This is a genomic window from Streptomyces sp. NPDC046261 (assembly GCF_040646235.1).
In the GTDB taxonomy this organism is placed as follows: Bacteria; Actinomycetota; Actinomycetes; order Streptomycetales; family Streptomycetaceae; genus Streptomyces.
In genome coordinates, this window is record NZ_JBEYZU010000018.1 from 85,432 (window position 1) to 112,166 (window position 26,735).

At 70.3% G+C, this 26,735-nt stretch carries 26 protein-coding genes; 7 read left to right on the forward strand and 19 right to left on the reverse strand.

The window, feature by feature from the left end:
• Positions 1 to 15 precede the first annotated feature (15 nt).
• A complete protein-coding gene (locus tag ABZ956_RS25155) occupies positions 16 to 795 on the forward strand; it encodes an NAD(P)H-dependent oxidoreductase (RefSeq protein WP_361897846.1) in 780 nt (259 codons plus the stop codon).
• Positions 796 to 930: 135 nt separating this feature from the next.
• Here ABZ956_RS25155 and ABZ956_RS25160 read toward each other — a convergent pair whose 3' ends face one another.
• A complete protein-coding gene (locus ABZ956_RS25160) occupies positions 931 to 1,866 on the reverse strand; it encodes a LysR family transcriptional regulator (protein ID WP_361897849.1) in 936 nt (311 codons plus the stop codon).
• 146 nt (positions 1,867 to 2,012) lie between these two features.
• Between ABZ956_RS25160 and ABZ956_RS25165 the strand changes: the two genes are divergently transcribed.
• On the forward strand, positions 2,013 to 3,263 hold the full coding sequence (locus ABZ956_RS25165) for an MFS transporter (protein WP_361897851.1): 1,251 nt from the start codon (positions 2,013 to 2,015) through the stop codon (positions 3,261 to 3,263).
• A 149-nt stretch (positions 3,264 to 3,412) separates the two neighbouring features.
• Here ABZ956_RS25165 and ABZ956_RS25170 read toward each other — a convergent pair whose 3' ends face one another.
• A complete protein-coding gene (locus ABZ956_RS25170; RefSeq protein ID WP_361897854.1) occupies positions 3,413 to 4,816 on the reverse strand; it encodes a hypothetical protein in 1,404 nt (467 codons plus the stop codon).
• Between the two features lie 26 nt (positions 4,817 to 4,842).
• Positions 4,843 to 6,057, reverse strand: coding sequence for a phosphatidylserine decarboxylase (locus ABZ956_RS25175; protein WP_361897857.1), 1,215 nt, complete (start codon positions 6,055 to 6,057; stop codon positions 4,843 to 4,845).
• A gap of 773 nt (positions 6,058 to 6,830) precedes the next feature.
• On the opposite strand from ABZ956_RS25175, the gene ABZ956_RS25180 reads away from it, so the two are divergent.
• Complete coding sequence (locus tag ABZ956_RS25180) at positions 6,831 to 7,322, forward strand: cupin domain-containing protein (protein WP_361897859.1); 492 nt, start codon at positions 6,831 to 6,833, stop codon at positions 7,320 to 7,322.
• Between the two features lie 115 nt (positions 7,323 to 7,437).
• Here ABZ956_RS25180 and ABZ956_RS25185 read toward each other — a convergent pair whose 3' ends face one another.
• The 9 genes from ABZ956_RS25185 to ABZ956_RS25225 form a co-directional block, all read right to left on the reverse strand.
• Positions 7,438 to 8,376 (reverse strand): GDSL-type esterase/lipase family protein, encoded by a 939-nt coding sequence (locus ABZ956_RS25185; protein ID WP_361897862.1) that lies wholly within the window; start codon positions 8,374 to 8,376, stop codon positions 7,438 to 7,440.
• A gap of 41 nt (positions 8,377 to 8,417) precedes the next feature.
• The gene (locus tag ABZ956_RS25190) at positions 8,418 to 9,653 is read right to left on the reverse strand and encodes an XdhC/CoxI family protein (protein ID WP_361897865.1); all 1,236 of its coding nucleotides are present in this window, start codon (positions 9,651 to 9,653) and stop codon (positions 8,418 to 8,420) included.
• Between the two features lie 2 nt (positions 9,654 to 9,655).
• Positions 9,656 to 11,908: a xanthine dehydrogenase family protein molybdopterin-binding subunit gene (locus ABZ956_RS25195; protein WP_361897867.1), complete on the reverse strand. Its 2,253-nt coding sequence runs from the start codon at positions 11,906 to 11,908 to the stop codon at positions 9,656 to 9,658.
• A 3-nt stretch (positions 11,909 to 11,911) separates the two neighbouring features.
• The gene (locus tag ABZ956_RS25200) at positions 11,912 to 12,895 is read right to left on the reverse strand and encodes a xanthine dehydrogenase family protein subunit M (protein WP_361897870.1); all 984 of its coding nucleotides are present in this window, start codon (positions 12,893 to 12,895) and stop codon (positions 11,912 to 11,914) included.
• Entirely contained in the window at positions 12,888 to 13,421 is a 534-nt protein-coding gene (locus ABZ956_RS25205; RefSeq protein ID WP_361897873.1) for a (2Fe-2S)-binding protein, read from the reverse strand. Before ABZ956_RS25205 ends, ABZ956_RS25200 begins: the two co-directional genes overlap by 8 nt.
• Positions 13,422 to 13,913: 492 nt before the next feature.
• Positions 13,914 to 14,462: a hypothetical protein gene (locus ABZ956_RS25210; RefSeq protein ID WP_361897876.1), complete on the reverse strand. Its 549-nt coding sequence runs from the start codon at positions 14,460 to 14,462 to the stop codon at positions 13,914 to 13,916.
• A 152-nt stretch (positions 14,463 to 14,614) separates the two neighbouring features.
• The gene (locus tag ABZ956_RS25215; RefSeq protein WP_361897879.1) at positions 14,615 to 14,851 is read right to left on the reverse strand and encodes a hypothetical protein; all 237 of its coding nucleotides are present in this window, start codon (positions 14,849 to 14,851) and stop codon (positions 14,615 to 14,617) included.
• Between the two features lie 161 nt (positions 14,852 to 15,012).
• Positions 15,013 to 15,921, reverse strand: coding sequence for a sugar kinase (locus ABZ956_RS25220; RefSeq protein WP_361897882.1), 909 nt, complete (start codon positions 15,919 to 15,921; stop codon positions 15,013 to 15,015).
• Entirely contained in the window at positions 15,918 to 16,844 is a 927-nt protein-coding gene (locus tag ABZ956_RS25225) for a pseudouridine-5'-phosphate glycosidase (protein ID WP_361897885.1), read from the reverse strand. The genes ABZ956_RS25220 and ABZ956_RS25225 overlap by 4 nt, the downstream gene beginning before the upstream one ends.
• 239 nt (positions 16,845 to 17,083) lie before the next feature.
• Here ABZ956_RS25225 and ABZ956_RS25230 point away from each other — a divergent pair, with 239 nt between their 5' ends.
• Positions 17,084 to 17,386 (forward strand): hypothetical protein, encoded by a 303-nt coding sequence (locus ABZ956_RS25230; protein WP_361897888.1) that lies wholly within the window; start codon positions 17,084 to 17,086, stop codon positions 17,384 to 17,386.
• 113 nt (positions 17,387 to 17,499) lie between these two features.
• On the opposite strand, the gene ABZ956_RS25235 is transcribed toward ABZ956_RS25230, so the two are convergent.
• Positions 17,500 to 17,787, reverse strand: a complete 288-nt coding sequence (locus ABZ956_RS25235) for an antibiotic biosynthesis monooxygenase (RefSeq protein ID WP_361897891.1) — start codon at positions 17,785 to 17,787, stop codon at positions 17,500 to 17,502.
• A gap of 99 nt (positions 17,788 to 17,886) precedes the next feature.
• Here ABZ956_RS25235 and ABZ956_RS25240 point away from each other — a divergent pair, with 99 nt between their 5' ends.
• The gene (locus tag ABZ956_RS25240; RefSeq protein WP_361897894.1) at positions 17,887 to 18,456 is read left to right on the forward strand and encodes a helix-turn-helix domain-containing protein; all 570 of its coding nucleotides are present in this window, start codon (positions 17,887 to 17,889) and stop codon (positions 18,454 to 18,456) included.
• Between the two features lie 229 nt (positions 18,457 to 18,685).
• Positions 18,686 to 19,351, forward strand: coding sequence for an NAD(P)H-binding protein (locus tag ABZ956_RS25245; protein WP_361897897.1), 666 nt, complete (start codon positions 18,686 to 18,688; stop codon positions 19,349 to 19,351).
• A 94-nt stretch (positions 19,352 to 19,445) separates the two neighbouring features.
• Here the strand turns inward: ABZ956_RS25245 and ABZ956_RS25250 are convergent, their stop codons facing one another.
• Complete coding sequence (locus ABZ956_RS25250) at positions 19,446 to 20,873, reverse strand: MFS transporter (RefSeq protein ID WP_361897900.1); 1,428 nt, start codon at positions 20,871 to 20,873, stop codon at positions 19,446 to 19,448.
• Between the two features lie 244 nt (positions 20,874 to 21,117).
• Between ABZ956_RS25250 and ABZ956_RS25255 the strand changes: the two genes are divergently transcribed.
• Entirely contained in the window at positions 21,118 to 21,471 is a 354-nt protein-coding gene (locus ABZ956_RS25255; RefSeq protein WP_361897903.1) for a hypothetical protein, read from the forward strand.
• Between the two features lie 189 nt (positions 21,472 to 21,660).
• Here ABZ956_RS25255 and ABZ956_RS25260 read toward each other — a convergent pair whose 3' ends face one another.
• The 5 genes from ABZ956_RS25260 to ABZ956_RS25280 all read right to left on the reverse strand — a co-directional run.
• Complete coding sequence (locus ABZ956_RS25260) at positions 21,661 to 22,368, reverse strand: hypothetical protein (RefSeq protein ID WP_361897905.1); 708 nt, start codon at positions 22,366 to 22,368, stop codon at positions 21,661 to 21,663.
• 476 nt (positions 22,369 to 22,844) lie between these two features.
• Positions 22,845 to 23,189, reverse strand: coding sequence for a peptidase inhibitor family I36 protein (locus ABZ956_RS25265; RefSeq protein WP_361897908.1), 345 nt, complete (start codon positions 23,187 to 23,189; stop codon positions 22,845 to 22,847).
• 283 nt (positions 23,190 to 23,472) lie between these two features.
• Positions 23,473 to 25,893: an SDR family NAD(P)-dependent oxidoreductase gene (locus tag ABZ956_RS25270; protein ID WP_361897910.1), complete on the reverse strand. Its 2,421-nt coding sequence runs from the start codon at positions 25,891 to 25,893 to the stop codon at positions 23,473 to 23,475.
• Positions 25,779 to 26,327, reverse strand: coding sequence for a hypothetical protein (locus tag ABZ956_RS25275; protein WP_361897913.1), 549 nt, complete (start codon positions 26,325 to 26,327; stop codon positions 25,779 to 25,781). Before ABZ956_RS25275 ends, ABZ956_RS25270 begins: the two co-directional genes overlap by 115 nt.
• 33 nt (positions 26,328 to 26,360) lie before the next feature.
• On the reverse strand, positions 26,361 to 26,735 hold a 375-nt coding region (locus ABZ956_RS25280; RefSeq protein WP_361897916.1), incomplete at its 5' end, for a methyltransferase domain-containing protein.

The window sequence follows — 26,735 nt, forward strand, 5'->3', positions numbered from 1 at the left end:
TCCGAAGGAGTTCTCATGAAGACGCTGATCGTCTACGCCCACCCGGAGCCGAAGTCGCTCAACAGCTCGCTGAAGGACCTCGCGGTATCCACATTGGAGACCGCCGGCCACGAAGTACGGGTGAGCGATCTGTACGCGATGAACTGGAAGGCGGTCCTGGACGCCGCGGACTACGGCCCCCAAGCCTCAACTCCACTGAAGGTCGCCCGGGACTCGGGCCGGGCCTTCGACGCCGGGACGCTCACCCCGGACGTCCTCGCCGAGCAGGAGAAGCTGCTGTGGGCCGACACGATAATCTTCCAGTTCCCGTTGTGGTGGTACACGATGCCCGCGATCCTCAAAGGCTGGGTGGACCGGGTGTTCACCTACCACTTCGCGTACGGCGTCGGCGAGCACAGCGACACCAGGTACGGCGCGCGCTTCGGCGAAGGCACCCTGGCGGGCAGGAAGGCCCTGCTGTCGGTGACCGTCGGCGGCCCGGAGTCGCATTACGCCGCTCGCGGGATCAACGGCCCCATCGACGATCTGCTGTTCCCGATCCACCACGGCATCCTCTACTACCCGGGCATCGAAGTACTGCCGCCGTTCGTGCTGTACGGCGCCGACCGGATGACCGGCAAGGACTACCAGCACGTCGCCAAGGCATGGGAGCAGCGCCTGCTCACCCTGGAGTCGACCGAGCCGATCGCGTTCCGGCGGCAGAACTTCGGTGACTACGAGATCCCCTCGTTGCTCCTTAAGGAGGGACTGGAGCCCGCCGGCCGCACGGGCTTCGGGCTGCACGTGCGCGCCTGACCGCCGGCGACGGACAGGACGAGCCGGGGCAGCGGATCGAGAAAGTCTCCGCTCACCACGGCAATCTCCGGGAGCCGCTGCTGTGCGGGCAGATCGGCCGGGACAGGGCGGTCCGGCCCGCCGACGCGGCCGCGTTCAGCGCGGGACGACCCAGTCCGGCGCCCAGGTCCCGGCGGCGTCGTGGTCGGCCACCGTGGCGGCGAGGTGGGCGCGGAGGGTGGCCAGTGCGGGGTGGGGGTTGTCGCGGTGCCAGAGGAGGGAGTGCGGGTAGACGGGCGTGGGGTCGGTCACCGGGATGCGGCGCAGGCCGTGGTCGGCGGGCCAGACGAGGCTGGTGTGCTCGCCCATGAAGGTGGCCAGGGCAGGGGTGTCGGCGATGGTGTCGAGGAGCGCGTCGGAGCCGAGGTTGGGGCCGGTCGCCTCGATGGTGAGGCCGTACTCGGCGACGAGGTCGTCGTAGTAGACGGCCCACTCGGTTCCGGGGACGATGCCGGGCATCCAGATCCGGTGCCCGGCAAGCTGGGCGAGCGTCACCGACCGGGCGCCGGCCAGCGCGTGGGCGGGGCCGGTGAGGAGCTGGAGCGGCTCGTCGAGCACCCGGACGGACTCGACGTCCTCGGCCAGGGGCCGGCCGGGCGTGGCGACGGCGCGGAACGACGCGTCGATCGCACCGGACCGGATGGCGCCGACGGCCGTGTCGATGTCGAACAGCATCACCACGTCGAGGTCGATCTCCGGATGCGCGCGGTGGAAGCCGCGCATCAGGCCCGACGCCGCGCCGCGCGAGTTGATCACGTCGACGCGCAGGGGACGGCGGCCGGTGCGTACGGACTCGACGGCCCGGCCGGCGACGCGCAGCAGCTCCCGGGCGTGAGGCAGGAACGCCTGCCCGTCGATGGTGAGCTCGGCGCCGCGCGGCGTGCGGGTGAACAGCCGCACGCCGAGGTCGCGCTCCAGCGCGGCGATGCGCTTGGAGACAGCCTGCTGGGTGACCCCCAGCTCGGCGGCGGCCTCCCGGAACTGCCCCGCGTCGGCGGCGGCGACGAACGTCCGGACGGTATCGAGGTCCATGCCGACACCCTATGTGTACAACCATTGGTTGTGGCCGGGCAGCCTTACGGTTGTTTGATCCCCGGACAAGGTGCTCGCTTTGATACTTCCGATCGCGAATCGGTTGTGCACGTGAATGCGGGCGAGTGGGGGAGAGGACGTCGGACATGCGGAACGGGCACCGGTTGGGGCGGCGGTTCGGGTGGCTCTGGGGAGCGTACGGGACCAGCGCGCTCGGCACCTGGCTCGCCTTCGGCGCGTTCCCGCTGATCGCCATCCAGGTGCTGCACGCCGGGCCGGCCGAGGTCGCCGCACTCTCCTCCGTGGGGGCCGCGGTGGGCGCGGCCGTGGCGGTGCCACTCGGCCCGTGGGTGGAGTTCCGCCGCAAGCGGCAGGTGCTGATCGCGATGGACCTGGTGCGGTTCGCGGCGCTGCTGACGATCCCCACCGCGTTCGCGCTCGGCGTCCTCACCTTCGTCCAGCTCCTGCTGGTCTCGGTCGTCGTCGCGGCGGCCGACATCACCTTCCGCGCCGCCTCCGGCGCCTACCTCAAGACGCTGCTGCCGGCCGAGGACCTGCTCGTCGCCAACGCCCGATTCGAGTCCACGGCCTGGACGACCACGATCATCGGACCGCCGCTGGGCGGCGCGGCGATCGGGTTCCTCGGCCCGGTGGCGACGGTGGTGGCCGACGCGGTCAGCTACCTGCTCTCGGCCCTGGGCATCCGCGCGATGGGCGGGCACGAGCCTCGGCCTGAGCGCCAAGAGGCCGCGCGCATGCGGGCCGGGGACCTCCTCGACGGCTGGCGGTACATCCTCGCCGACGCGACGCTGCGTCCGCTGTTCTTCAACACCGCCCTGTTCAACGGCCTGGTGATGGCCACACAGCCACTGATGGCCGTCCTGATGCTCGGCCCACTCGGGTTCGCCCCGTGGCAGTACGGCCTCGCCTTCGCCGTCCCCTCGATCGGCGGGCTGCTCGGTGCGCGCCTGGCCCGACCGCTTGTCACCCGATTCGGACAGCACCAAGTCCTGGTTGCGGCCGGGGCCCTACGCGCGATCTGGCCCATCGGCCTGGCCTTCCTGGGGCCGGGCACCGGAGGGCTGCTGCTGGTGATGGGCGTCGAACTCGGGCTCATCTTCTGCTGCGGCATCTTCAACCCCGTCTACGCCACCTACCGCCTCGAACGCACCGCCAACGACCGGGTCGCCCGCACGCTGTCCGCCTGGGCGGTGACGACCAAAGCCACGACCGCGCTCCTGACCGCCGCATGGGGCGTACTGGGCGGCCTGCTCGGCCCGCGCACGGCCATCGGCCTGGCCGGCGTGCTCCTGCTGGCCACCCCGCTGCTGCTGCCCCGCCGCGCCGCAGCGCCCCTCGCCGAGCCGGAGCCGGAGCCGGCATCGAGCCGCGCCTGACAGGCCCGCCACGGCCGCCACGGCCGCCACGGCCGCCACGGCCGCCACGGCCGTCACCACGATCGCGCCGCGCCACGACCGCGCCGCCCCGGCAACGGCTCCGCGACCGGCCGCCCGGGTCGGTACCCGGACGGCCGGTGCGGGTGCGCTCACTCCGTCGGGAGACCGGCGTTGACGTCACACTGCTTGAGCGGTTGCTGCGGGTCGTAGCCGGAGAAGGGGCGGTCGAAGAGCCAGTTGTAGAGCATCTCCCGGCAGATCTGCGGCTGGAAGGACGGCACCTGGTGTCCGGAGTCGGGCACGCTGACCTGGGTCAGCTTCCCGTGGCTGCGGACGAATCCCTTCGGGTTTCCCTGCGCCTGCGTCCATATCAGGCGGGGAGCGTTGCGCCACGCCGCGTACTCGTGCTCGCCTTTCTGCTTCATGAGGTCGTCCAGCATCTCCTCGGTGCTCTGGTACCCGCAGGCGGTGTCGAAGTTCCCGGTGTAGAGAAGGGCCTTGTAGCCCTTGTCGATGATGTCGGTGTACCACCCCGAGCGGTCCGCCATGTTGTCCGTCACCAGCGCTGCGGCCACCGGGCCGTCATTGTCGGTACACTGCCAGGTGACGTCCGTATGGACGTGCAAGGACTTCTTCACCTCCTCGCTGTCCAGGTAGGCGCGCAGCGCCCCCATGGGTAAATCGTCCCAGCGCCGCACGTCGTAGAGGTCGAAGTTCCCGCCGTACGCCCGGACCTTGTCCACCAGCTTGTTGCCACGCTCGGTGGCCGTCTTCATGTCCTTCGCGTCGAGGGCTTCCTTGAAGGCGCCGTAGGCCTCGTACAGGGAGTCCCTCTGACTGATGCCGAGGAACCCGGTCGTATAGGCGTAGTCGATGAGAATGCGGAGCGAGAGCTCGGGCTTGATCCAGCCGTTGCCAACGGCGATCCCCTGCAGATTGAGGTGATGTTCACCCGCCTTTCGGCTGTTCCGCTCATCGATTTCCAGGGCGATCGCCGGCACGTACTTGCCGGCATAGCTCTCGCCGCAGACGTACAGGGGGCATTGCGCGTACTCCGGGTGCAGGCTGAAGAACTTCTGCAGGCCCTCCCAGAACATCCGGCTGAGGGTGCTCTCGTCCTTGACGTACTCTCCGGCGTCGGAGTAGCTGTATCCGGTGCCGATGGGCTGGTCCCAGAAGACGACGTGCGCCTCCTGGTTCCAGGTGTCGGGGCTCACGGATATCGTCCCGACGGCATCGTCGTCGATGGACAGCGGCCCGTTCTCCAGGAACAGTCCCAGCAGCGAGGAGGCGCCGGGCCCGCCGTTGAGCCAGATCAGCAGTGGTGTGCGGCTGATCAGCTCCTGCTGGTCCTGGACCGCGACGTTGGGGTTGCAGGTCTGGCTCTCGAAGAACCAGTAGAACAGGTGGTTCTCGGTCCCCGGATTCTCCGTGCTGTCGATGTCTACGTGCCCGGCGTAGGAGCGCACTTTAGTGGTGTCCTTGGTGGAGAAGGCGATGCGCTGGGTGTTGAGTATGTTCGCCGGAATCGAGGCGACAAGGTCTGCGTACATGGTTCACCCTCCGTTCGGCAGCAGGATCAGGGAGTCAGCGGACGGCGTCCCAGGGACTTCCGGTAATAGGAGCGGGTGAACAGCCCGGTCGACCGTTCCGGATCCTCCAGGACGCCGATGCGCTGCCCCTGGAGCAGTTGGAGCGCGGGGAACCGGCCGGGTTCGAACAGCAGGATGTTCAGCGACCCGCCGTACAGGAAGTTCCCGATCTCCTCTCCCTTTTCGACCTTGACCGGCTCGTCGAGCCCCTTGAACTTGGGCAGGAAGTTCACGGACGCGATGGAGTTGAGACCGACGGGCACCAGCCCGACGTATCCTTCGCCGTCCCGGTGTCCGAAGCGATCCTGGTACTCGGTCCTGATGATCACGTATCCCCGGCGGAAGTGATCGAACATCTCGTAGTCGTAGCCATAGCCGACATCGCCTTTGTCGAGCAGGTCGGGGAAGTCCCGCATCCCGTAGTACACGCCGCAGATGTCATCGCGGGCCTCCACCGCCTCACCCGCCACCGGGGCATGGTACCGGTGGTAGCTGTCGGGCATCAGGATGCACGACACCGCCGTACCGCCGATGAACCTGTCGGCGTAGCTGGAGTTTCCGAGCAGCTGCCTGACGTTCATGGTCACCGTCTTGACCGGGATCGGCGTGGTCTCGGTCAGCTCATCAACGATCATGTTGATGACGCAGTCGGCCGGGGCGACCACCACGCTGTCGTCACCCGGGGCATCGATCGGCCGCCTGTCCTTCTTGATCTCCCGGACGAAGAACTGATTGAAGGTCTGCCAGTCATCGGGCTGGTAGTCGTCCATGCGCTTCGTACCGAGCTCATCGATCCACTTGTTGATGAGTTCCTTCGCCCTCGGCCCCGCCTCGTCCATCTGCTTGCCTTGCAGATTCGTGAAGTCGGCGGTCATCTCGTACCCCGGGCCGCAGGTCACGAAGACCATGCCGTAGTCGTTCTCGTAGTTGAGCCAGCTGAACTTCTCGATGTAGTCCAGCCCGTTGTTGACCCCCGGCTGCCAGTTGTACCAGTCCGTGAAGAACTGACACAGGAAATCGATGCCTTGGTTCTTCCAGTCGCAGCGCACCTCTTCCGGCGTGTCCTCCGGGTACGGCACCACGTTCTTGACCGCCGCGCAGTACAAGGTCTTGAAACCCTTGTAGTCCTCCTCGAACCACGTCCGGATCTTGTTGAGGAACTCTTCGAGAGTCTCCGAATACGACTCGATGCACTCCGTCACTTTCCTGTCTCCTTTTGCGTGAGGGAATGTTGATCGCGCTGTCCTCGACCAGGCGCATGCGAGCGCGTCCACGGAGATGGGCGGCCGGCCCCGCTCGATGACCTCGATCCGCGGTGACCAGGCACCCCTGACCAACGGGGAGGGGTGTGCGCCGGACCACCGCAGCCGGATGCGTCGAGTTCAGACGCGGGTTGAGCGTGGCGATCCCGTCGGGCGTCTGGGCGGCCTTTCATGACCGCGCGGTGCGCTCGGCGCGGTTGGCGTGGCCGGCCCTAGGGTCGGAGCCGGCCTGAGGGTCGGAAGCCGGCGGGAGCGCGTCGGGGTCGACCCCGCGAACCACGATTGCGGTGCCGACGGCCCATCAATCCCGCTCAATTCGTCCCTTTCCCCTGCTGTTCCTCGCCCGACAGGCGGCAGGGCAGCAGCCGGCCGATGGCGGGCCCGCCCTGAGCGCGCCGCCCAATCTGCCGCGCCCCACGCCCGGGCGCGAGCGCGCGAAATGGCCACCTGGCGGCACGTGTACCAGGAGCCCCTGCCGCCCCAGCTCTCTCACGGCGACGATGCATTCAGGCCGTCCGCCGGACGCCGGAGCGAGCCGATCCGCGCACGTTGCGTGGGGGATATAGGGGACATCAGTCAGGCGGCCGCGGCGGGCGCAGCCGGCAATTGACCCTCGAGACCGACCCTCAAATGACCTGATCGGCGGGTCTCTCCGGGCCGTAGAGTCATGATCAGAAACGACGACAAGCGACGACAAGCGAAACGGATCCACGATGACGATGCCTTTCCCGCCGGTACTGACCCGCTGCGCGGACGCTGAGACCTGTGCCGACCCGAGCAGTGTGATGACCCTGCTGGCTGATTCGGACAGCACGGGGGGCGGCTTCACCAGCTACCGGTCCACCTTCGCCAAGGGGGCCGTGGGCGCGCCGGCCCACTTCCACACCAAGGCGACGGAACTGTTCTTCGTCATCAGCGGAGCCCTTCAGGTGCTGGTGGGGGAGGAGGTCACCGTCCTGAACGAAGGCGACTTCCTGGCGGTGCCGCCGCACACCCCCCACGCCTTCGCCGCGGCACCCGGCGCCGAGGCGGACGTCCTGTTCGTTTTCACCCCGGGCATGGGCCGGTTCGACTACCTGCGCCTGCTCGGCAGGGTGATGCGCGGCGAAGCCGATCCGAAGGAGATCGCGGAGTCCGCGGAACGCTTCGACAACCACTACGTCGACAGCCCGGCATGGCGCGCCGCCCTCGAGGGCTCGGTGTGATCGACGTGATCGACTCCCCGGCGCACATCCGCGTGGCCCGCCCCTCGCGCAACCTCGCCGCCGCAGAATGCCTCTCCGCGGACGGGCTCGGGCTCGACGTACCCCGCCGCCAGGCTCAGCGGCTGAGAGCCTCCAGGTGCCGGTAGAGGGCCTGGTGGCCTTCGGAAGTGGGGTGCAGGCCGTCGACGAACAGGTCCGGGTTCCCCCGCAGCGGTTCCCACATGTCCAGGTAGTCGACGTGGTTCGCGTCGCACCAGGACTGCATGCACTCGCGGAGCGCCAGCGCTCGCGCCCGGGTGAATCGCAGGCCCTCATAGTCGCCGGTGCGTTCTTCATCGACCCATAGCGGTCCCGCGACGACCAGTCGCGCATTGTGGCTCAGGGCCGTGGCAGCCAGCGAGCCGAGACTGTCCGCGACCTGCGCCAGCCCGTCGCGAGGAGCCTGCGAGGCGGGGAGCGGCAGGGCGGAGTCGTTGATGCCGGCGGCGACAAGGACGGTGTCGGGCAGTCGGGGAGCCAGCAGCGCAGGGGTCTGCTCGCTGACATCGGTCAGGGTGCTGCCGGGGATGGCCAGGTTGAAGACCCGGTGTTCGGCCTCGTTCCCGGCGATGTGGGCGGCCGCCAGACGGGCTGCCCATCCTCCCCGCGGATCACAGCGTCCGTAGGCGATGCTGTCGCCCACGATCACGATGCGCGCTGCCGAGCGCAGCGGCTTCGCGTCCAGGTAGGCCCAGGCGCTCTCCCCGGAGGAGAGGAGCACCCGTCGGCGGGCGTAGTCGTCGACTTCGTAGGCATCGGCTGCGGCGAGCTCCTGGTCGGTGAGGCGCAGGACGGCGCCCTCGACCACGGCGCCGATCTTGCGCTCCAGGGTCAGGTGTACGTCGAGGCCGCTCGCGGCGATCACGGCCTGATCGGTGATCGGCAGGGGCCTGGTCGTATAGCCGGCCAGCGACGCCGGGGAGCTGGGCACGGGTCGGCCGAAGAGAGCGGTCTGGACCCGCTCGTCCCTCAACGTGCCGAAGGAGAACAGGGCGTGGGGGCGTGACGCGGTCACCTTGAGCTGCGGGCCTTTCGTGAAAGATTGATCAGTTCACCCTAACGGGCGACCCGATCCACCCCGACCAGCCCTTCCCGGCCCCCGCCGGCCGGGTCACGGTGAAGGGGCGCGCTGGTGCCGGTGAGGGGCAGCCCGGTGCCCCCGTGGCGTTCGGCGATGATCTCGGCGGCGATGGACAGGGCCGTCTCCTGGGGCGTACAGGCACCCAGGTCGAGACCGACGGGGGAGCGCAGCCGCGCCAGTTCCGCCTCGGTCAGGCCCGCCGCGCGCAGCCGGCGAAGGCGCTCGTGGTGGGTGCGGCGTGAGCCCATCGCGCCCACGTAGGCGACGGGCAGGCGCAACGCCCGTTGCAGCAGCGGCACGTCGAACTTGGCGTCGTGGGTGAGCACGCACAGCACGGACCGGGCGTCGAGGCGCTGGCTTTCGAGGTAGCGGTGCGGCCAGGCGACGACGACCTCGTCGGCGCGCGGGAACCGCGCCGGCGTGGTGAAGACGGCCCGTGCGTCGCACACGGTCACGTGGAAGCCGAGGAACGCGCCGACGTCGACGAGCGCGGCGGCGAAGTCGTTGGCACCGAAGACGAGCAGCCGCGGCGGCGGGGCGGTGGTCTCGATCAGTACGGTGAGGGCCGACCCGCACGGCGAGCCGCCGGCGGCGACACGGACCGTGCGCGTGCGGCCGGCGGCGAGCATGGCCCGGGCCTGTGCGGCGGCCGCGCGGTCCAGCTCCGTACCGCCGCCGAGGGTGCCGCGCTGCGAGCCGTCGGCGCGGACGAGCAGGAGGCGGCCGCGGGCCGCGTCCCGTCCGTCGACCGCGCGGACGACGGCCACCGCCTCCCCGCCCACCGCGGCCGTCAGCGCGGAGGCCTCCCCCCGTCCGTCGACCGCGCGGACGACGGCCACCGCCTCCCCGCCCACCGCGGCCGTCAGCGCGGCCGAGAGCGTCGCGGCGTCGGGGGAGCCGCCGCGCACGGGCGTGACCAGGACATCGGTCGCGCCGCCGCAGGGCAGGTGCGCGGCGAAGGGGTCGTCCTCGTCGTAGGCGAAGTGTTCGAGCAGGGTCTCGTCGCTGTCCAGGGCTCGGCGGCACAGCTCGTAGACGGCGGCCTCCACGCATCCGCCGGAGACGGATCCCACCGCCGTGCCGTGGGCGTCGACGGCGAGGGCCGCCCCTGGACGCCGCGGCACGCTGCCGTCCGCGCCGACCACCGTGGCGACGGCGAAGCCGGTCCCGGTGGCGCACCACCGGCTGAGCTCGCGGGCGATTCCCAGCATGCTCAGAGGAGGTCTTCGACGGTGATGGGCAGCTTACGGACGCGCCGGCCGGTGGCGTGGTGGACGGCGTTGGCGATGGCGGCGGCCGTGGCGGACACGCCGATCTCCCCGCAGCCCTTGGTGCCGTTGGGGTTGAGGGTGTCCGGGCCGCCGACGAAGTACACCTCCAGGGCCGGGATGTCGGCGTTGACGGGGATGAGGTAGTCGCCGAACGTGGCGTTGGCGATGCGTCCGGTGCGGGGCTCGGTGACCGTGTCCTCCAGCAGGGCCATGCCGATGCCGCCGACGGTGCCGCCAATGAGCTGGCTGCGCGCGGTCTTCTCGTTGAGGACACGTCCGCAGTGCACCGCGGTCACCAGGCGGGCGACCCGGATGACGCCGAGGTCGGCGTCGACGTGGACTTCCGCGAACTTGGCGGCGTGCGGGCCGGTGGGGACCACGCCCTTGTCCTTGGCGGGCGGCTCGGCGGTGCCGTCGGCGGTCAGTTCCTCCCGGCCGTGCCGGGTGAGGATGTCCGCGTAGCTCTCGCCCTGTCCGGTGTCCTGGCGGAGGATGCGGCCGTCCGCGACGCGTACGCCGTCGGGGTCCGCACCGCGCAGCGGCGAGGCCGCGTCGTCGCCGACGAGCTCCAGGAAGGCGCGGACGAGTTCGCGGGAGGCGGCGTGGATCGCGGAGCCCAGGGCGCCGACGTGCCCGGAGCCGCCGGCCGAGGGGGCCTGCGGCAGCGAACTGTCGCCGAGGACCGTGCGCACACGGTGCAGCGGCAGGCCGAGCAGCTCGGCGGCGAGCTGCGTCATCACGGTGTACGTGCCGGTGCCCAGGTCCATGCCCGCGCTCCGCACCACCGCGCCGCCGTCGCGGCCGACCGTGATCCGGGCCGTGCAGGTCCCCTGGGCGAAGAAGAACGACGTCCCCGCCATGCCATAGCCCACCAGCAGGGGCCCCTTGCGCATCGAGCGCGGCTCGGGGTCGCGCCGCGACCAGCCGAACTTCTCGGCGCCGACGCGATAGCACTCGCGCAGGCCGTTGCTCGACCAGCGCTGTCCGGTCACCGGGTGCGTCCCGGCGTAGTTGCGCAGCCGCAGTTCGACGGGGTCCATGTCCAGCTCGCGGGCGAGCTCGTCCATCGCGCTCTCCAGCGCGAACGTGCCCTGGGCCTCGCCGGGGGCGCGCATGGAGCCGGGGGCGGGGACGTTGACCCGGACCTGGATGTCGCGGGCGGAGATATGGGGGGCGGCGTAGTTCGACAGGGCGACCGTGGCGACGTTCTCGTAGGGGTTCGTGTCCGCGACCGATACCGTCTGCCAGGACTCGTGGTCGACGGCGGCGATCCGGCCGTCGCGTTCGGCGCCGATCCTGACGGTCTGCCGGGTGTCGGGGCGGTGTCCGATCGAAGTGAACATCTGCTTGCGGGTCAGTACGAGTTTCACCGGACGTCCCACGTGGCGTGCGGCGACCGCGGCCAGGACGGTGTGCGGCCAGGTGCGCAGCCCCGCGCCGAAGCCGCCGCCGATGAAGGGCGCCAGGACGCGGACGCGCTCCGGGGGGATGCCAAAGATCGCGGCGAGGTCGGTCCGCGTGCTGCTGGGGCCCTGGGTGGCGTCGTGGACGGTCAGCCGGTCACCGTCCCAGATGGCGACGGTGGCGAAGGGGCCCATGGGGTTGTTGGTGTTCGCGGCGGTCCGGTAGGTCTGTTCGAGACGCACCGGCGCGGTGGAGAGCGCGGAGGCGGCGTCGCCTGTTCCGCCGTCGGTGCCGAAGGGGTCCCGGACGTGCTCGGCCCGGGGATCGTCGAGGTCGACCACCGGGTCGCCGGCCTCGTAGTCGACCCGGACCAGCCGGGCGCCCTCGGTCGCCTCCTCGAAGGTCCCGGCCACCACTACGGCGACGTTCTGGCCGTGGTGATGGATCCGGTCTCCCTGCAACGGGGGCGGCGGCGGGGGCCAGGGCCGGTCCTCGCCGCCCGTGGCCAGCCGGGGTGCGTTCTCGTGGGTGAGGACCGCCAGCACGCCCGGCGCGGCCTCGGCCGCCGTGGTGTCGACGGCGGTCACGCGCCCGGCCGCGACGGTGCTCTGCACCAGGACCGCGTGCGCGAGATCCGGCAGGTCGACGTCCGTGGGATAGGTGGCGCGGCCGCACACCTTGAGCGGGCCGTCGACGCGGTCGACGCCCGCGCCGATCACCGGGGCGGACCGGCCCTCACCGGACTCGCCGAGGACCGGTGACGGGGCGCCCGTCCGCGCGGAACGGTCCATGGCTCACGACTCCTTCGCGAGGGTGCTCAGCATCCGGACGACGGCTCTCCTGCCGAGCTCGATCTTGAAACCGTTGTCCGGCCGTGCCACCGCGCCGGCCAGAGCCGCGTCCGCGGCCGCGGCGAAGGACTCCTCGCCCGGCGCGGCGTCCCGCAGCAGCTCCTCGGCCCGCGGCACCCGCCAGGGAACGGTGCCGAGCCCGCCCAGGGCCAAGTGCGCCCGGCGGATCGTCCCGTCCTCGACGACGAGGGCCGCGGCCACCGAGGCGAGGGCGAATTCGTAGCTGGCACGGTCGCGGACCTTCAGATAGCCGGAACGGGCACCCCGGGGCAGCAGCGGGATCTCCAGATGGGTGATCAGCTCGCCGTGTTCCAGGACGGTCTCCACGTGCGGGGTGGAGCCGGGCAGCCGGTAGAAGTCCGTCAGTGGCACCACCCGTTCGCCCTCCCCGCCCCGGACACGCACCTCGGCTCCCAGGGCGAGCAGGGCGACGGCCGCGTCGGAAGGGTGGGTGGCGATGCAGTGCGCGCTCGTGCCCAGCACCGCGTGCGTCCGGTGAAAGCCGTCGATCGCGCCGCAGCCGGCGCCGGGTTCCCGCTTGTTGCAGGGCACGCTCGGGTCGCGGAAATAGCGGCACCGCGTCCGCTGCAGGAGGTTGCCGCCCATCGTCGCCATGTGCCGCAGCTGCGGCGTGGCGCCCATGAGGAGCGCCTCCCGCAGCAGGGGCAGTCGCTCCGTCACCACCGGGTGCCCGGCCAGCTCCTCCATCGAGACCAGTGCTCCTACGACGAGCGCGTCGCCGTCGCTCCAGACCTCGCGCAGCGGCAACCGGGTGATGTCCACCAGACGGACGGGGCGGAGCACCTCGTCCTTCATCAGGTCCACCTGAGTGGTGCCGCCGGCGAGGTAGGCGGCGCCCGGTTCCGCCGTCATCTCGGAGACCGCGCCGTCGATGGTCTCCGGCCGGGCGTAGACGAAACTACGCATGACCTCCACCACCCGCCCCGGCCGCCTCGCGAATGGCCGCCACGATGTTCGGATAGGCGCCGCAGCGGCAGAGATTGCCGCTCATGAACTCCCGGACGTCCTCCTCGGAGCCCGCTCGCCCTTCCTCGATCAGGCCGACGGCCGACATGATCTGCCCCGGGGTGCAGAACCCGCACTGGAAACCGTCGTGCCTGACGAACGCCTCCTGCACCGGGTGCAGCGCGCCCTCCCGCCCGAGCCCCTCGATCGTCCGTACCTCACGGCCGTCGGCGGACGCGGCGAGCGTGAGACAGGACAGCACCCGCTTTCCGTCGACATGCACGGTGCACGCTCCGCACTGCCCCTGGTCGCAGCCCTTCTTCGTGCCCGTCAGCCGCAACCCCTCGCGCAAGGCGTCCAGCAGCGTGGTGCGCGTGTCCACCTCGAGCCGCTGTTCGACGCCGTTCACCCGCAGGGACACCGGCACCCGGACGGGCCGGCCGGGCGAGCCCGCCGCCGCCCGCGCCCCGGGGGCGGATTCGTCCATGGCCACCACTCACTTTCCGTGCGCTTGCGAAGCCACCAGCCGACAATGATCCAGGTGTGACTGATATAGAGGCATAAGCCGGATTTCATCCGGTGGGCCGGTGTGATCCTATGCGCGGCGCAAGCCCGGTCGACGGCGACACGTCGGGCCGATGACGACGTGCGGGCGGCATGCGGGCGGCGTACGGGCGGCGTCGTCCGGCCGCGCCCGCGCCCTCGTTCGGCGGTGCCCGGTGTGCCGTACCGGCCAGGAGCGGGCCAAGCTGGTGCGGGTACGCGTTCCCCGACCCTGTTCCCGTATGGCTCGGGCAGATGGGTCGCAGCAGCGCGAACACATCCACATCACGCTGGGCTTCCTCCGTGACGCCAGAACAGCTGGCCGAGGCGGCCGTCGGCCACCGACTTCAGGGTCCTGGTCCGCAGAGAACTCGCCTGAGCCGCCGGTCGAGTCCGGCCCGACGATGGGCCGGACGAGAGCGGTGCTCCCTCCTGATCAGGAGGGGCGCTTTCGCGCGGTGACGTAGCTGAACGGCGGGCAGACTCCGGCACTGTGGTGGCCGGCGGCCGCGAGAGCCAATGCCAGACGCTTACGTGGTGCGATATCCAGGCCCGCGGTGGCGTGCAGAGCGCCGAGCGCGAATTCGTCCCCGCACCCCACCGCCGCGTACCCGTCGGCGGGCTCGGCTATCTGATAATCCTCGTGGACGGCGAACAGGCGGCCGTGTACACCGACAAGGAACGTCCCGGCCTTCTCCTGCTCGCAGTCCTTGCTCGCCCAGCCGCCGTCCTTGAGACACTTACGCAGCTTGTCGACGAAGGCAGTGGCCATGAACCGGTCCAAGTCGCCCTTGGGCTGGGGCGCTTTGAACGCGTGGTGCAAGAGCTGCCCCATACGGAAGCTGGTGGTGAACCCCATGGCGTAAGGACCATTGCGGAAGATCTTCGGATCCCGCCGCACGGTGATCCTGAGGCCGGAGACACCGGCCGAGTCCCCGCCCAGGTGCACCCGCCCGTTGTGTATGAGCCCGACGATCACGGTCATGGTTCTCCCCTCCGCTGTGCCACCCTCTCGATACTGCGCCCGAGGAAGCGGGCGGAAACCGAACAACGGACGGGCATGTTCAGGTGGGCCGGCACGCGGCGAGATGCCGCCGCGTGCCGGATCCTCGTACGTACGGGCCAAGGTCCGCGGGCTCAGGCTCCGCGCAGGAACCCGTCCCCATGAGTGGCGATGTGGGATTCCAGGGCGGCGAGGGCATCCTGAGTGGCCTGCGCGGACCCACTGCCGTGCCGCTCGGCGTAGTACGCCGCACCGAGTCGCTTCAGCAGATCATTGCCGGCGCGCTGCTGCTGGACCTCGTCCACCTTCTGCTTGCCCTGGTTCAGGGCGTTCTGAGCCTGCTCCTTGGCCCGGTCGAGAAAACCTGCCATGACTGCCTCCGATCGTTTCCCGGCATCACTTCCCGACTCCCCGTCACGCATGCTCATGCGTACGTGCAGATGGGTGAGGCGCACGGTCCGTGCCGCCGCCCATGCTTCGGCAGGGGCACAGGGCACAGGGGCACAGGGCACAGGGCCCCGGTGCGGGTCGGCTATGCGGGACCCCGGGGCCGGCCGCCGATGAGCGTGACCGCTTCGGCGCCGGCGAGACAGCCCTGGCGTGCGGCTGTCGCCGGACCGCCGCCTGCCAGGCGGGCGGAGAGGAAGGCTCCGGTGAAGGCGTCGCCCGCGCCCGTGGTGTCCACCGCGGCGGCGGGCTCGGCCGGGACCTTGGCGACGACCGCGCCCGAGGAGGCCACCAGCGCGCCCCGGGGCCCCTGGGTGGAGACCACGAGCGGGAAGCGGCGGCTCAGCTCGGCCGCCGCCTCGGCCGGCTCGGCCAGGCCGGACAGGAGCGCGGCCTCGTCGTGGTTGGGCAGGAGGACGTCCGCCCCCTCGACGGCCGCGAGAAAGCGGCCCACCCCGAAGCCGGCGATGAAGCCCGCGGAGGCCGGGTCGACGCTGACGGGCACGGAGCGCGCCCGGGCCGCCTCGAACGCCAGCCGGGCGAGCGCGCGGCTGGCGTCGGCGAAGAACAGGTAGCCGGAGACGTGCAGATGGCCGACTCCGGCAAGCAGTTCGTCGCTCCAGTCGGCGGCCGACAGTCGCAGCACCGCCCCGCTGTCGGTGAGGAACGTCCGTTCGCCGTCCGCGCCGACCAGACTGATCACCGTGCCGGTGGGGACCTCGGCGTCGATCACCAGGTGCGGGCGGACACCGGCCGTGCGGAGGGCACGCTCGTGTCCCTCCGCCGCGTCGGCGCCCACCCGGGCCAGAATGCGCACGTCCCGGGTGCCCCAGTGGGCGGCCCAGCAGGCCACGTTGGCGCCGGCGCCGCCCGGAAGGGTCGTGATGCGGGCCGCCGTGTCGGTCATGGGGGCGAGTGGTGTGCGGTGACGGGCGACGACATCGGTCACCACGTCACCGACGACGAGCAGCGCACCGCTCCTGACGCCGGTCACGAGGCGTACGCCCTGGCGATCTCGGCCGCCAGCCGCGCGTTGCCCCGCACCGCGGCCACGTTGGCCTCCAGGGACGCGCCGTTCGTATGCCGGACGAGGTAGTCCAGGAGAAAGGGGGTGACCGCCTGCCCCCTGACCCCGTCCCGCGCACACGCCGTCAGCGCCTCGGCCAGCACCCGATCGTGCAGAGCCGGGTCGAGCTGCTGAGCTTCCGGTACGGGGTTAGCGACGATCAGGGCCGACGGCGGACCGCCGAGGGCGTCCTGAGCGCGCAGCACATCGGCCACCTCCGCCGCCGACCCGGCCGTCCAGTCGACCGGTTCGCCCGAGCTGCTGAGATAGAAGCCCGGAAACCGCGTCGTCCGGAAGCCCAGCACACCGACGCCCAGCGTCTCCAGGCGCTGGAGTGTCGCCGGCACGTCCAGGACCGACTTCACCCCCGCGCAGACCACCGCGATCCGCTCCTTCGCCAGCAGGCGCAGGTCAGCCGACTCGTCCTGGGTCTGCGCCCACTCGCGATGGACCCCGCCCAGGCCGCCGGTCGCGAAGACGCGGATCCCGGCCCGTGCCGCGAGGAAGGCGGTCCCGGACACCGTCGTCGCCCCGCTCGCCCCGCCAGCCACCGCCGGCGCCAGATCCCGGTGCCCCAGCTTACGGAGCCCGTCCTCGCCCGCCACCCGCGCCAATTGCGTCTTGTCCAGCCCGATACGGGGCTTCCCGTCCAGCACCGCGACCGTCGCGGGGACGGCCCCGCCGGCCCGTACGAGCTCCTCCAGCTCCTCCGCCACCCGCAGGTTCCGCGGCCGGGGCAGGCCGTGCGCGATGATCGTCGACTCGAGAGCGACCACCGCCCGGCGGCGGTCCAGTGCCTCCCGCACCTCGTCCGACACGACCAACAGCCGCTCGCCCGATAGCTCTGACATCGCAGGTCCCTTCCGTCGCGCCACGCATGACGCTGCTCACTGGATCCCTGATGCACAGAGCCGTTCCCCACCCCGTGACGCCGGAAGCCTTCGCAGCGGCTCCCGCCCCTTCGGGCAGGACTGCCGGCAGCCGGCGCGGGCGGGGAACTGTCCGTTCGCGGCCGGAAACCGCGGAAGATCTCCGCCGCCCCGCTTCCCCTGCCCTACTGTGCTCCCAAGTAAGGGGCAAGGAGGGGCGGATGGACGAGGAAGAGGACCGGCGGCTGCGGGCGATCGCGCCGGAGATCTCCCATGTGACGATCGGCCTGATGCGCACCACGGTCGGTCTCGAGCCCGCGGAACGGGTGCCGGAGGAAGCACTCGCCGTCGCCGACGCCGTGCTGGCGAAGCACGGCACGGACGGGCTGCGGGTGCTGGTCATGAGCCTGGCGGGGTGGACGGCCGTCGGGATCGAGACGATAGCCCAGTTGAGCCGCAAGACGAGCGAGGCGGTCATCGACGACATCGAGCTGACCTGCCTGGAAGCCAATGCCGAGGGATGACCCGTAGGAAGCGACCGGAGTTCCTCCCGGACACCGGGGGCGATCTCATGGGTCCGCACCGCTGGTCGGTGTCGGCCGTTCCGGCGGGAGCCTCATGGCCGACACCGCCCTCCCTACCGCGACCGAAGGAAGTGGACCCGGCGGGGCTTGATCTCCAGGTCGCTCAAGCCGTCGGGCGTCGCGCCCATCTCGCGGGCGACCTCGGCCGCGGCCCGGAACGCCTCCTCGGACTCGTACGCGCCGGTGGTGACGACGGCGTCGCCGTCCTCGGTGACCCAGACCCCTACGGACAGGAAGCCCGGCTGCTTCCGTGCCGCCTCGGCGACCTGGTGGCACTGGCCGACGAACTCCTCGACGTGCTCGGGGGCCGGGTAGTGGAAGGCGACAAAACCAAATGACATGACGGTCTCCGCTCTCGGGATATACGCTGCCGTATGAGTTGAGGCTAGACCTGTTGTACGGCGCCGTACAGCCGATCGTGAGAGTGAAGTGGGCCACAGATGGGTGCCTTGCGTACGCCGCGCGAGAAGTGGATCGAGGAGGGCTTGCGGGCACTGGCCGCAGGCGGTGCGGACGCGGTGCGGGTCGAAGCACTGGCCAAGGCGCTGGGGGTGACCAAGGGCGGCTTCTACGGCTACTTCGCCGACCGTGACGCGCTGCTGGAGGAGATGCTCGACACCTGGGAGCGCGAGAGCGTCAACGATGTGCTGCAACAGGTCGAGCGCACCGGTGGCGACGCCCGTGACCGGATCCGGCTGGCCGGGCAACTGACCTTCTCCGGCGACCGCCTGCTCACCGAACTGGCGATCCGCGACTGGGCCCGGCGCGACAAGAAGGTCGCCGAACGCCTGCGCCGGGTCGACAACCAGCGGATGCAGCTGGCGCGCGAAATGATCGGCACCTTCTGCTCCGACCCGGACGAGGTCGAGGCCCGCAGCCTGCTCGCCTTCTGCCTGGCCATCGGCCACCACTTCCTGGCCGCCGAGCACCCTGGCCGCACCCCCGTCGACGTCCGCGCCCGCGCCGCCGACATCATCCTGGACGTCCCGCACGGAAACGCCGGTGGATGACCATCTGTCACCGTGGACGGGACCTACCACTGCACCGACGCCTCGGGCCGAGCCACCACGGCCTCGTACCGCACGAAGGGCACCCCGGGGCGGCTGCCTGCTCCGGGCGTGAAACCGTCAGCTACCCGCTACGACCGGCGCCCGACAACGCCCTCGCGCTGGTGCGTCCGGTAACCTCACTCGCCCCGACCGTCACCCGGGCTCCATGCTCGCCGCGAGAGGTTCTTCGATGTCGACCCGTAGCGCGCTGCTGGCCGGAGCCACCGGCCTCGTCGGCCACCACCTGCTCACCCAGTTGCTCGGCGACCCCCGCTACACCCACGTCACCGTGCTTGCCCGCCGTCCACTGGCGCTCACCCACGACAAACTCGATGTCCGGACCGTGGACTTCGCCGCCCTCGGCGCCGACGACGTGCCCGCGGTCGACGACGTGTACTGCACCCTGGGCACCACCATCAAGAAGGCCGGATCACAGGAAGCCTTCCGCGCCGTCGACCAGCACTACACCGTCGCTGTCGCCCGCCATGCCCGCCAGGCCGGCGCCCGCGGCATCGCCCTGTGCTCCTCGATCGGCGCCGATCCCCGTGCCCGGCAGTTCTATCTCCGGGTCAAGGGCGACACCGAGAGGGACATCACCGACCTCGGATTCGAGAGCACACACATCTTCCGGCCCTCACTCCTGCTGGGCCACCGCACCGAGAACCGCCCCGGCGAACGCGTCATGACCGCCCTGGCCCCCTTGACCACCCCGATCCTGGCCGGCCCCCTGCGCCGGTACCGGCCCATCGCCGCCGACCGCCTCGCCACCGCCATGGTCAGGTCCCTGGCCGACGCCACATCCGGCACCCAGGTCTACGTCCACGACCGGATCGCGGCCCTGGCACGCCACGCCTGAGCCCAGTCGGATCGCCGGACGGGCAACCGCACCACGGGGCCGGCGCTCGAAGCCGGATCATGGGACGGGCGATCCGAGAACCGCCTTCGGGCGGTCATGCGGCTCGCGGCGCTTGCGGTGACGCGAGGCGAGCGGCGTCCTTCGTCGGCCGCGACGCGTGGGCGACGAGGCAGAGGAGTACGCCGCAGGCGGCGACCAGGAACCAGCCCGGGCGGGACGCCTGTGCCAGCCCCGTCGGGCCCGCTGCCGTGACCAGACCACCGGCGATGGCGATGCCGATGGCGGAGCCGAACTGACGTGCGGTGGAGGTGATCGCTCCGGCCACGCCGGCGCGGCTGCGAGGAAGTCCGCTCACCGCGGTGTTGGTGATCGGGGCGTTGGCGAAGCCGAACCCGATGCCGATCAGCGAGTAGGCCAGCAGGAGCAACACCACGCTCGTGTGCTGGTCGAGTCTGACCAGACAGAGCCCGCCGACCGTGATGAAGCCGCCCGCCAGGGCCAGCGGCAGTCGCGGCCCGAGACGACCGACCAGATGGCCGGACAAGGGTGCGCAGACGGTCGCGCCGACAGCCATGGGCAAGGTCGCCATCCCGGTGGCCAGTGGCGTCCACCCCCGAGCGTGCTGCAGGTAGAGGGTGTTGAGCAGCAGCGTCACGTTCAGGACGACGAAGACCGCCACGGCGCCCAGCACCGCGCTGCTGAAGACCGGACTCCGGAAGAGTCGCGGATCCATCAGCGGCTCGCGTCGACGGGACTCGACCCGCACGAAGGCGACCATCGCCACGGCGGCGAGCACGTACATGGCCAGCGCCGCGGGCGATGTCCAACCGATCCGCGGCCCTTCGATGAGGACGCCGACCGAGACCCCGATGACCACCGTCAGCAGAACCTGACCCGGCAGGTCGAGCCGCTGCGCCCGCTGCGCCCGGGACTCCGGCACGAACACCGCGACGAGTACGAGGGCGGCCACGATGACCGGCACGTTGATCCAGAACACCGACCGCCAGCCGAACCCCGCGATGAGAGCGCCACCCGCGACAGGACCAGCGGCCATGCTGAGCCCGAAGACCGACGCCCAGACCCCGATCGCCTGCGCTCGTTCCCTCGGGTCGGGCATCGCGTTCACCACGATCGCCAGAGCCACGGGACTGAGCATCGAGGCGCCGATTCCCTGGACCGCGCGGGCCGCGACGAGCGTGCCCGCCGAAGGGGCGACCGCGCAGAGCAGCGAGGCCACACCGAACACGACCAACCCCACCTGGAACACCCGTCGGCGCCCGAACCGGTCCGCCAGCGCACCGGAGGACATGAGGAGACTGGCCAGGACCAGGGTGTACGCGTCCACGGTCCATTCGAGACTGCGGGTCCCGACACCCAGGCCGTGCCCGATCGCCGGCAGACCCACGTTGACGATGGTGGTGTCCAGGCCCACCAGGAACATGCTCAGACAGCAGACGGCCAGCACCGTCCAGCGCCTGCGCGCACTCAGAACGGGCTGAACTGCATGAATAGTCGCGGTCACGGCCTACCTCTCACATCCGGGAGCATCTGCCCGGAAAGAATCCGGCCGGACGACGACCGATGCCCAGATTTTTTGCGAAGACCGCAAATTCGGCTCGGTGGAGAGGCGGCACGAGCGCCGGTCGGTGTGTCCGATGTGGAGCGACTGGTTCCCGGCCAACTCCGTCCGGGCCCTACCGGGTGCTCGTATCGGTGGGTAGCGTCCCCGTCACAGTGGTCGAACACGACATCGACAAGGAGGACCCATGAGGTTCGGTTCCCGTGTCGCGGCCGTCGGCGCAGCCCTGACCCTTGCGGGCGGGGCCGCGGTGAGCACGGCGACGCCCGCTGCCGCGTCAGACAACGCCACCACCACCATGTCTTCCTTCTCTTCCCTGTCGTCCTTCACCTGCGACGCCTGGCGGTACGAGAGGGGCAGCAGAGGACATGGTGCCTCGGTCACGTGTCACGGCAGCTCGTTCACCGGCTATGCCGTCTGCCACCAGCCCAACGGTGACTGGTACATCCGATTCGGCAACCGTGCTCCTTCCGGTGGCACGTCGATCATGTGGTGCGACCGGAACGCGGAAGTCGCTGATGCGGGTGCGTTCCCCATCTGATTGCCGGAAGTTACCAGCTGATGGGCCGGGCGGGACCGCCAGTGCCGGCGGTCCCGCCTTGACCACGAACGTCACATGGCCCACGTGCTGCCACGCCTCTCTCGATGTGTCAGGAGAACGCGTCGGGTGACGACCCGAAGCGCGTTCGCATATTCCGGTCACGCCGCTGGTGGTCGAGCAACCGATGGCCTACATATTCAGCACGTACCACTGCCGGGCAGATGTACCGCGCAGATAGAGACAATCCCCTCTTCCGATAGGGCTTGCGTACCGCTTGAGCGAGGCTCCGTTGGGCATGGTGAGTTCCGCCTCCTCGACGACGACGGCTTCGTCGGCGGTCATGTGGCAGTGGTGCAGCCGGTCCCTGCGATCGCGGGGACCGCCACCGAGCATGAGGATCTGATCGCCTCGGACAGCCATGCCCAAGGGGCTGGGCACGGGGTTCTTCCGCAGGCGGATGTGCCCGTTGGCGTGCACTTCGAGGAGCGGGAATGTGGGGTGGTAGCTGGCCCAGGCGATTGTGTCCATGATGTTGAAGGCGTAGACGGTGTCGATGTATTCAACGCCCTGCGGGGGCGAATAGCCCCACAGTTGGTTACCTCCGCTGTCCCAGCGGACCAAGCCCGAGGTGCTGATCGGGTCGACGTAGACGCCTTCGTCGAAGTAGGCGCTCCACAGGTTGTTCTGCCGGTCCGCCATCATGAACTCGATCGCACGCCCCATGGCGAAACTGCGTCGCCGCCGGCCGTCACGGCCGTATATCTGCGCGTTCCGCTCTCCCACAGCACCATGGCTCTGCAGGACGAGCCGGCCGTTGGGCAATGCGTCCAGGTTCTGTGGCAGCAGCGTCACACCCCGCAGGACACGTTCCTGTACGTCTCCCGCGTCGCTGATCACGACAAGCGCGTCATACGGATACCCCCGGGGCCGGGGCCAAGGTTTTCCATACGGGTTCGGTACGAGCTCCGCATTGGGGCAGAGCAACCAGAGGGCTCTGCCCCACGCGTCCACCGTGGTGGTCAGGACCTTCCGGTCGTCGTACTGCCGAGGCAACAGTGCGTAGGGACGCAGTGCCACCTTCCTCAAAGAATCACCTCGCGGGCGAAGGTATGTAACTGCCCCATCATCGCAGACACTCGGGAGGACTCGTGTAAGGGGTTATCCGCGCGGACCAAGACGACAGCAGCTGAAACTCCAGTCAAAGGGTGTTGCAGAAGCCAGGCCGCGCGGGCAAGAGGCAGCACCCGTCGCGGTGACGTTTGCCACCGAGACGGGTGCGTTGAGCCAGGCACCGCGTGCCAGTCGGGGGCGGCGACGCCCGGCCGACACCCGCTGCCGGCGCCAGTGCGGGCGGGCCCCGGTCGCGGTTCGGCTCAGCAGTTGCGGACGTACCAGACGGGCGTCCAGTTCTGGCTGGAGCTGGCGGAGTAGGCGCCGGGCGTGGTGTAGATGACGTTGTGGTTCTGGTCCAGGAACTGGGCGCGCGTCCCCGGGGTCTGGTTGTTGATCCAGGAGCCGTAGCCCTCCCAGTCCGACAGCGCGTACGTGTCACACCGGTAGACGTTGAACTGGGAGCCGGTGAAATCGGGGCCGGTGAACATGCAGAAGTTGCCGGCCGGACAGTCGGCGGCGGCCGCCGGAGTGGTCAATCCGAGCAGCGTCGCGGCAACGAGTGCCATGACCGCGAACAGTGCCGTGATCGGCTTGCGCAGTGTCATGAGAGGCTCCCCGCGGATCGTCCGGACGGCTGGTCCGGTGTACTGACGGTGGGCGTCGAGCCAGCGGCGATGTGTCGCATCCGGTCCTCCTTCATCGAACTTCATCGAAAGGAACGGCTGGCTACCTGCGGCGCCATGGCATGGGGCCGCCCCCCAGGACAGCAGGGATCCCAATGTCATGGCGCCGACATCCACGCGATTCACCCGTTAGGGGGTGCTTGTTCGGAGCGAGGTCCGGCATCGTCGAGCAGTCTCCAACACCTACAGAAGGGGCATGCGGAGATCACCGCTCCGGGGGCGCGGGCGCGGGTGTGCCGACACCGAGGCGCAGGTAGAGGATGCGGGCGAGGTCGTCGATCGTGCCGTTGCTGCGCAGGACGTCCATCGGCGGAACGGCGATTCCGTACCGTTGGTTGATCGTGACCAGAACCTGCGTGGCCATGAGTGAGTCCATGCCGTATTCGTCGAGCCTGCGGTCGGGTTCCAGCCGGTCGGCCTCCACGTGGAGCATGTCTGCGAACAGTTCCGTCAGGGTGCGCTTGATGAGGGACAGCGCTTCGTCGGGGCTCAGGGCGGCGAGCCTGGTCGCCATGTCCTCCGGGCGCATCCCGTCGGCGCCCGGTGCGGGGACCATCTCCTGGAGCCGGGGGCTCGCCACGAGAGGGAGGAACGTCGACAGCCGGGACCAGTCCGCGCACGCCACCGTGGCGACATCGGTTGCGGAGCCGGTCAGGTCTGTCGCCGCGGCGAAGGCCTCCCGCGCGGTCATGGGCTTGAAGCCGAGGTTCTCGACGGTCGCGCCCAAGTCGTTGCGGGCGACGAAACCGGTGTCCGCGATGGCGCCCCACGCGATGGCCGTCCCCGCGGCTCCTCGCCTGCGGCGTTGGCGGGCGAGAGCTTCGAGGTAGAGGTTGGCGCCCGCGTAGGGGGCCTGGGTGACGTTGCCGATCGTGGCCGCGCCGGAGGAGTGGAGAAGGAACAGGTCCACGTCGGCGCCGCGTTCGCGCACGAGGGCGTCCAGGAGATGGGCGCCGGCCACCTTGGGTGCGAGCACCGCCTCGATGCGGTCGTCGGTGAGTTCGTCGAGTGGACCGTCGTCCAGGTGCATGGCGGCGTGCACGACGCCGCGCAGGGGGCGGCCGTCGGCCTCCAGGTCGTCGAGGAGGGCGCGGAGGGCGGCCTCGTCGGTGACATCCACGCCGCGGATGTCGGCGCGCACACCGCTTGCGGTCAGCCGCTCCAGGACCTCGGCGGCCTCCGGGGCCTGCGCGCCGCGGCGACTGACCAGTACCAGGTGCCGTGCGCCGAGCCCGGCGAGCCAGCAGGCGGTGGCGGCCCCGAAACCGCCCGTACCGCCGGTCACCAGATAGCTGCCCCATGGATCCAGGCGCGGTGCGGCAGCCCGTTGCTCGACGAGCGGAGGCTCGTCCAGCGGGTCGTGGGTGACGACCACCTTTCCGATGTGGCGGGAGTGCTGGAGGAACTGGAAGGCCTCCTGGACACGTGCCGCCGGGAAAGCCGTGTACGGCATGGTCAGGCGCACCTGCTCCGACAGCCGCGCCACGTGCTCGTGGATGCGCGAGAGCAGCGCGGGGTCTCGGGGAGTGTGGTTGATGTCGACGCCGAAGAAGGCGATGTTCTTCGCGAACGGGCGGAGCAGAACCGGCTTGTTCTCGTAGAAGTCACGCTTGCCCAGCTCCAGGAAGCGGCCGCCGGGGCGCAGGAGTTCCAGACTGCGGGCCATGGCTTCGCCGGCGAGAGAGTTGAGCACGACGTCGACACCGCGGCCATGGGTGAGCTCACGGATCCGCTCGGCGAAGTCGAGAGAGCGGGAATCCAGAACGTACTCGACGCCGCAGCTGCGCAGGAAGGCACGCTTGACGTCGTTGCCGGCGGTGGCGATGACATGGGCGCCCTTGAGCCACGCGTACGTGATGGCCGCCATGCCCACACCGCCGGCCGCGCCATGGACCAGGACGGTTTCTCCCGGTTGCAGGCGGGCCAGTTCTCCCAGTGCGTACTGGACGGTGACGACCGCGACGGGGAAGGCGGCGGCCTCGGCGAAGGTGACGTCGTCGGCGACGCGCCACATCTTCCCGGGCACCATGAGGGTGCGTTGGGCGAAGGCGTCACCGGCGATGCCCATGACCCGGTCACCGGGAGTGAATCCGCTGACGCCCGGGCCGGCGGCCAGGACGACTCCGGCGCATTCGGCGCCGACGCTCACCTCGTCGATCTCCCCTTCGAACATCTCGGAAGGCAACAGGCCGAGGATCCTGACGACATCCCGGTAGTTCAGGGCGGTGGCGCGGACCTCGACCAGCACCTCGCCCGGTCCGGGACGGTCCGGAAGGGTCTCCTCCTGCCACACCAGCCGGTAGGACAGACCGGGGTCGTACAGGCGCAGCGAGCATGAGGTGCCGGAGGCGGGACGAGTGGGGGTGGGATGCGGCCGGAGGCGCGGAATGAAACGCCCGTGCGCGGTCAGCACGATCTCGTCCTCGGCGGTGGGGCGGAGCAGTTCGTGTGCCAGGCGCCGGGCGTCCTGCCGCACATCGGAGGAACGGCGCAGGCTGACCCGGCGCCCGGTCAGGCGGGGACACTCGTTGGCGAGGGTGCGGGCGGCCCCCCAGGCGGTGGCGTCGACGGGGTGGGTGACGTCCTCGGGGAGGGGACCGCCCCGCAGGGACGCGTGATCAGCCACAGCTCGGCCTCGGACCCCTCGGGCAGGCGCTGGTGCGCGGCGCTCAGCCTGCCCAGAACGGCGATGCGGCGGGCGGCGAGATCGACGCACTCTCTGGCTTCCGCCGGTTGTCCGTCCCCGAGGAGCAGCACGACGGCCGTGGTACATCCGCCTCCCTCGGGGAGGTGCCGCTCCTCGAGCAGCCCTTTCCAGGCGTTCCCGTCACCGGGGAGGGGAACGGTCCGTGCCGAGAGCGCACCGTGGCCGGTCAGCAGGTCGGCCAAGGCCCGGCCCAGGGGCTCCTCGCCCGCGTCCTCGGTGACGACGAGGTAGGCGACTTCGGGGCGTACGGGCGGCAGAGCGTCGGCCCCGGACAGGGGCGTGTCCGGTACGGCCGCGAGGAAGACGGAGTACTGGTCCCGGACCGGCGCCTGGCCGCCGTCGGTCCGCGCCACGGAGGAGAATCCGCACTCCGCCAGGAGCGGAGGTCACTGCTCGCGCGCCAGCAGCAGGGAGTTGGGGCGCAGTGCGTGGTCGGTGTGCGCGTAGAAGCTGTCCAGCGCGCCGAAGACGGGGGCGAAGACCTGGGCGTCGTGCGTCTCGTACCCCAGCAGCTGCCCTCCGGGAGCCACCAGGCAACGCACCCGGCGCAGGGCCGCGGTCAGATCGGAAGCGGTGTGCAGCGCGTTGGAGGCCACGACGAGGTCGAAGCCGCCCGCGATCAGTCCCTGTTCCAGCGGATCGGCATTGAGGTCGAAGAGGACGTAGGATGAACGCCCAGCAGGACCGGCGGCCTTTTTCTCGGGTGAGTCTGGCCCGTATTGCTGTGTTCGCGCGGCCGTATCGTCGTCGTTTGGGCTGGT

Coding starts and splice junctions, on each gene's coding strand:
- ABZ956_RS25205 (WP_361897873.1), bottom strand. CDS start 13,421: ATGGACGAATCCGCCCCCGGGGCGCGGGCGGCGGCGGGCTCGCCCGGC.
- ABZ956_RS25165 (WP_361897851.1), top strand. CDS start 2,013: ATGCGGAACGGGCACCGGTTGGGGCGGCGGTTCGGGTGGCTCTGGGGA.
- ABZ956_RS25265 (WP_361897908.1), bottom strand. CDS start 23,189: ATGACACTGCGCAAGCCGATCACGGCACTGTTCGCGGTCATGGCACTC.
- ABZ956_RS25190 (WP_361897865.1), bottom strand. CDS start 9,653: ATGCTGGGAATCGCCCGCGAGCTCAGCCGGTGGTGCGCCACCGGGACC.
- ABZ956_RS25160 (WP_361897849.1), bottom strand. CDS start 1,866: ATGGACCTCGATACCGTCCGGACGTTCGTCGCCGCCGCCGACGCGGGG.
- ABZ956_RS25230 (WP_361897888.1), top strand. CDS start 17,084: ATGGACGAGGAAGAGGACCGGCGGCTGCGGGCGATCGCGCCGGAGATC.
- ABZ956_RS25245 (WP_361897897.1), top strand. CDS start 18,686: ATGTCGACCCGTAGCGCGCTGCTGGCCGGAGCCACCGGCCTCGTCGGC.
- ABZ956_RS25225 (WP_361897885.1), bottom strand. CDS start 16,844: ATGTCAGAGCTATCGGGCGAGCGGCTGTTGGTCGTGTCGGACGAGGTG.
- ABZ956_RS25240 (WP_361897894.1), top strand. CDS start 17,887: ATGGGTGCCTTGCGTACGCCGCGCGAGAAGTGGATCGAGGAGGGCTTG.
- ABZ956_RS25210 (WP_361897876.1), bottom strand. CDS start 14,462: ATGACCGTGATCGTCGGGCTCATACACAACGGGCGGGTGCACCTGGGC.
- ABZ956_RS25180 (WP_361897859.1), top strand. CDS start 6,831: ATGACGATGCCTTTCCCGCCGGTACTGACCCGCTGCGCGGACGCTGAG.
- ABZ956_RS25200 (WP_361897870.1), bottom strand. CDS start 12,895: ATGCGTAGTTTCGTCTACGCCCGGCCGGAGACCATCGACGGCGCGGTC.
- ABZ956_RS25170 (WP_361897854.1), bottom strand. CDS start 4,816: ATGTACGCAGACCTTGTCGCCTCGATTCCGGCGAACATACTCAACACC.
- ABZ956_RS25215 (WP_361897879.1), bottom strand. CDS start 14,851: ATGGCAGGTTTTCTCGACCGGGCCAAGGAGCAGGCTCAGAACGCCCTG.
- ABZ956_RS25155 (WP_361897846.1), top strand. CDS start 16: ATGAAGACGCTGATCGTCTACGCCCACCCGGAGCCGAAGTCGCTCAAC.
- ABZ956_RS25235 (WP_361897891.1), bottom strand. CDS start 17,787: ATGTCATTTGGTTTTGTCGCCTTCCACTACCCGGCCCCCGAGCACGTC.
- ABZ956_RS25195 (WP_361897867.1), bottom strand. CDS start 11,908: ATGGACCGTTCCGCGCGGACGGGCGCCCCGTCACCGGTCCTCGGCGAG.
- ABZ956_RS25255 (WP_361897903.1), top strand. CDS start 21,118: ATGAGGTTCGGTTCCCGTGTCGCGGCCGTCGGCGCAGCCCTGACCCTT.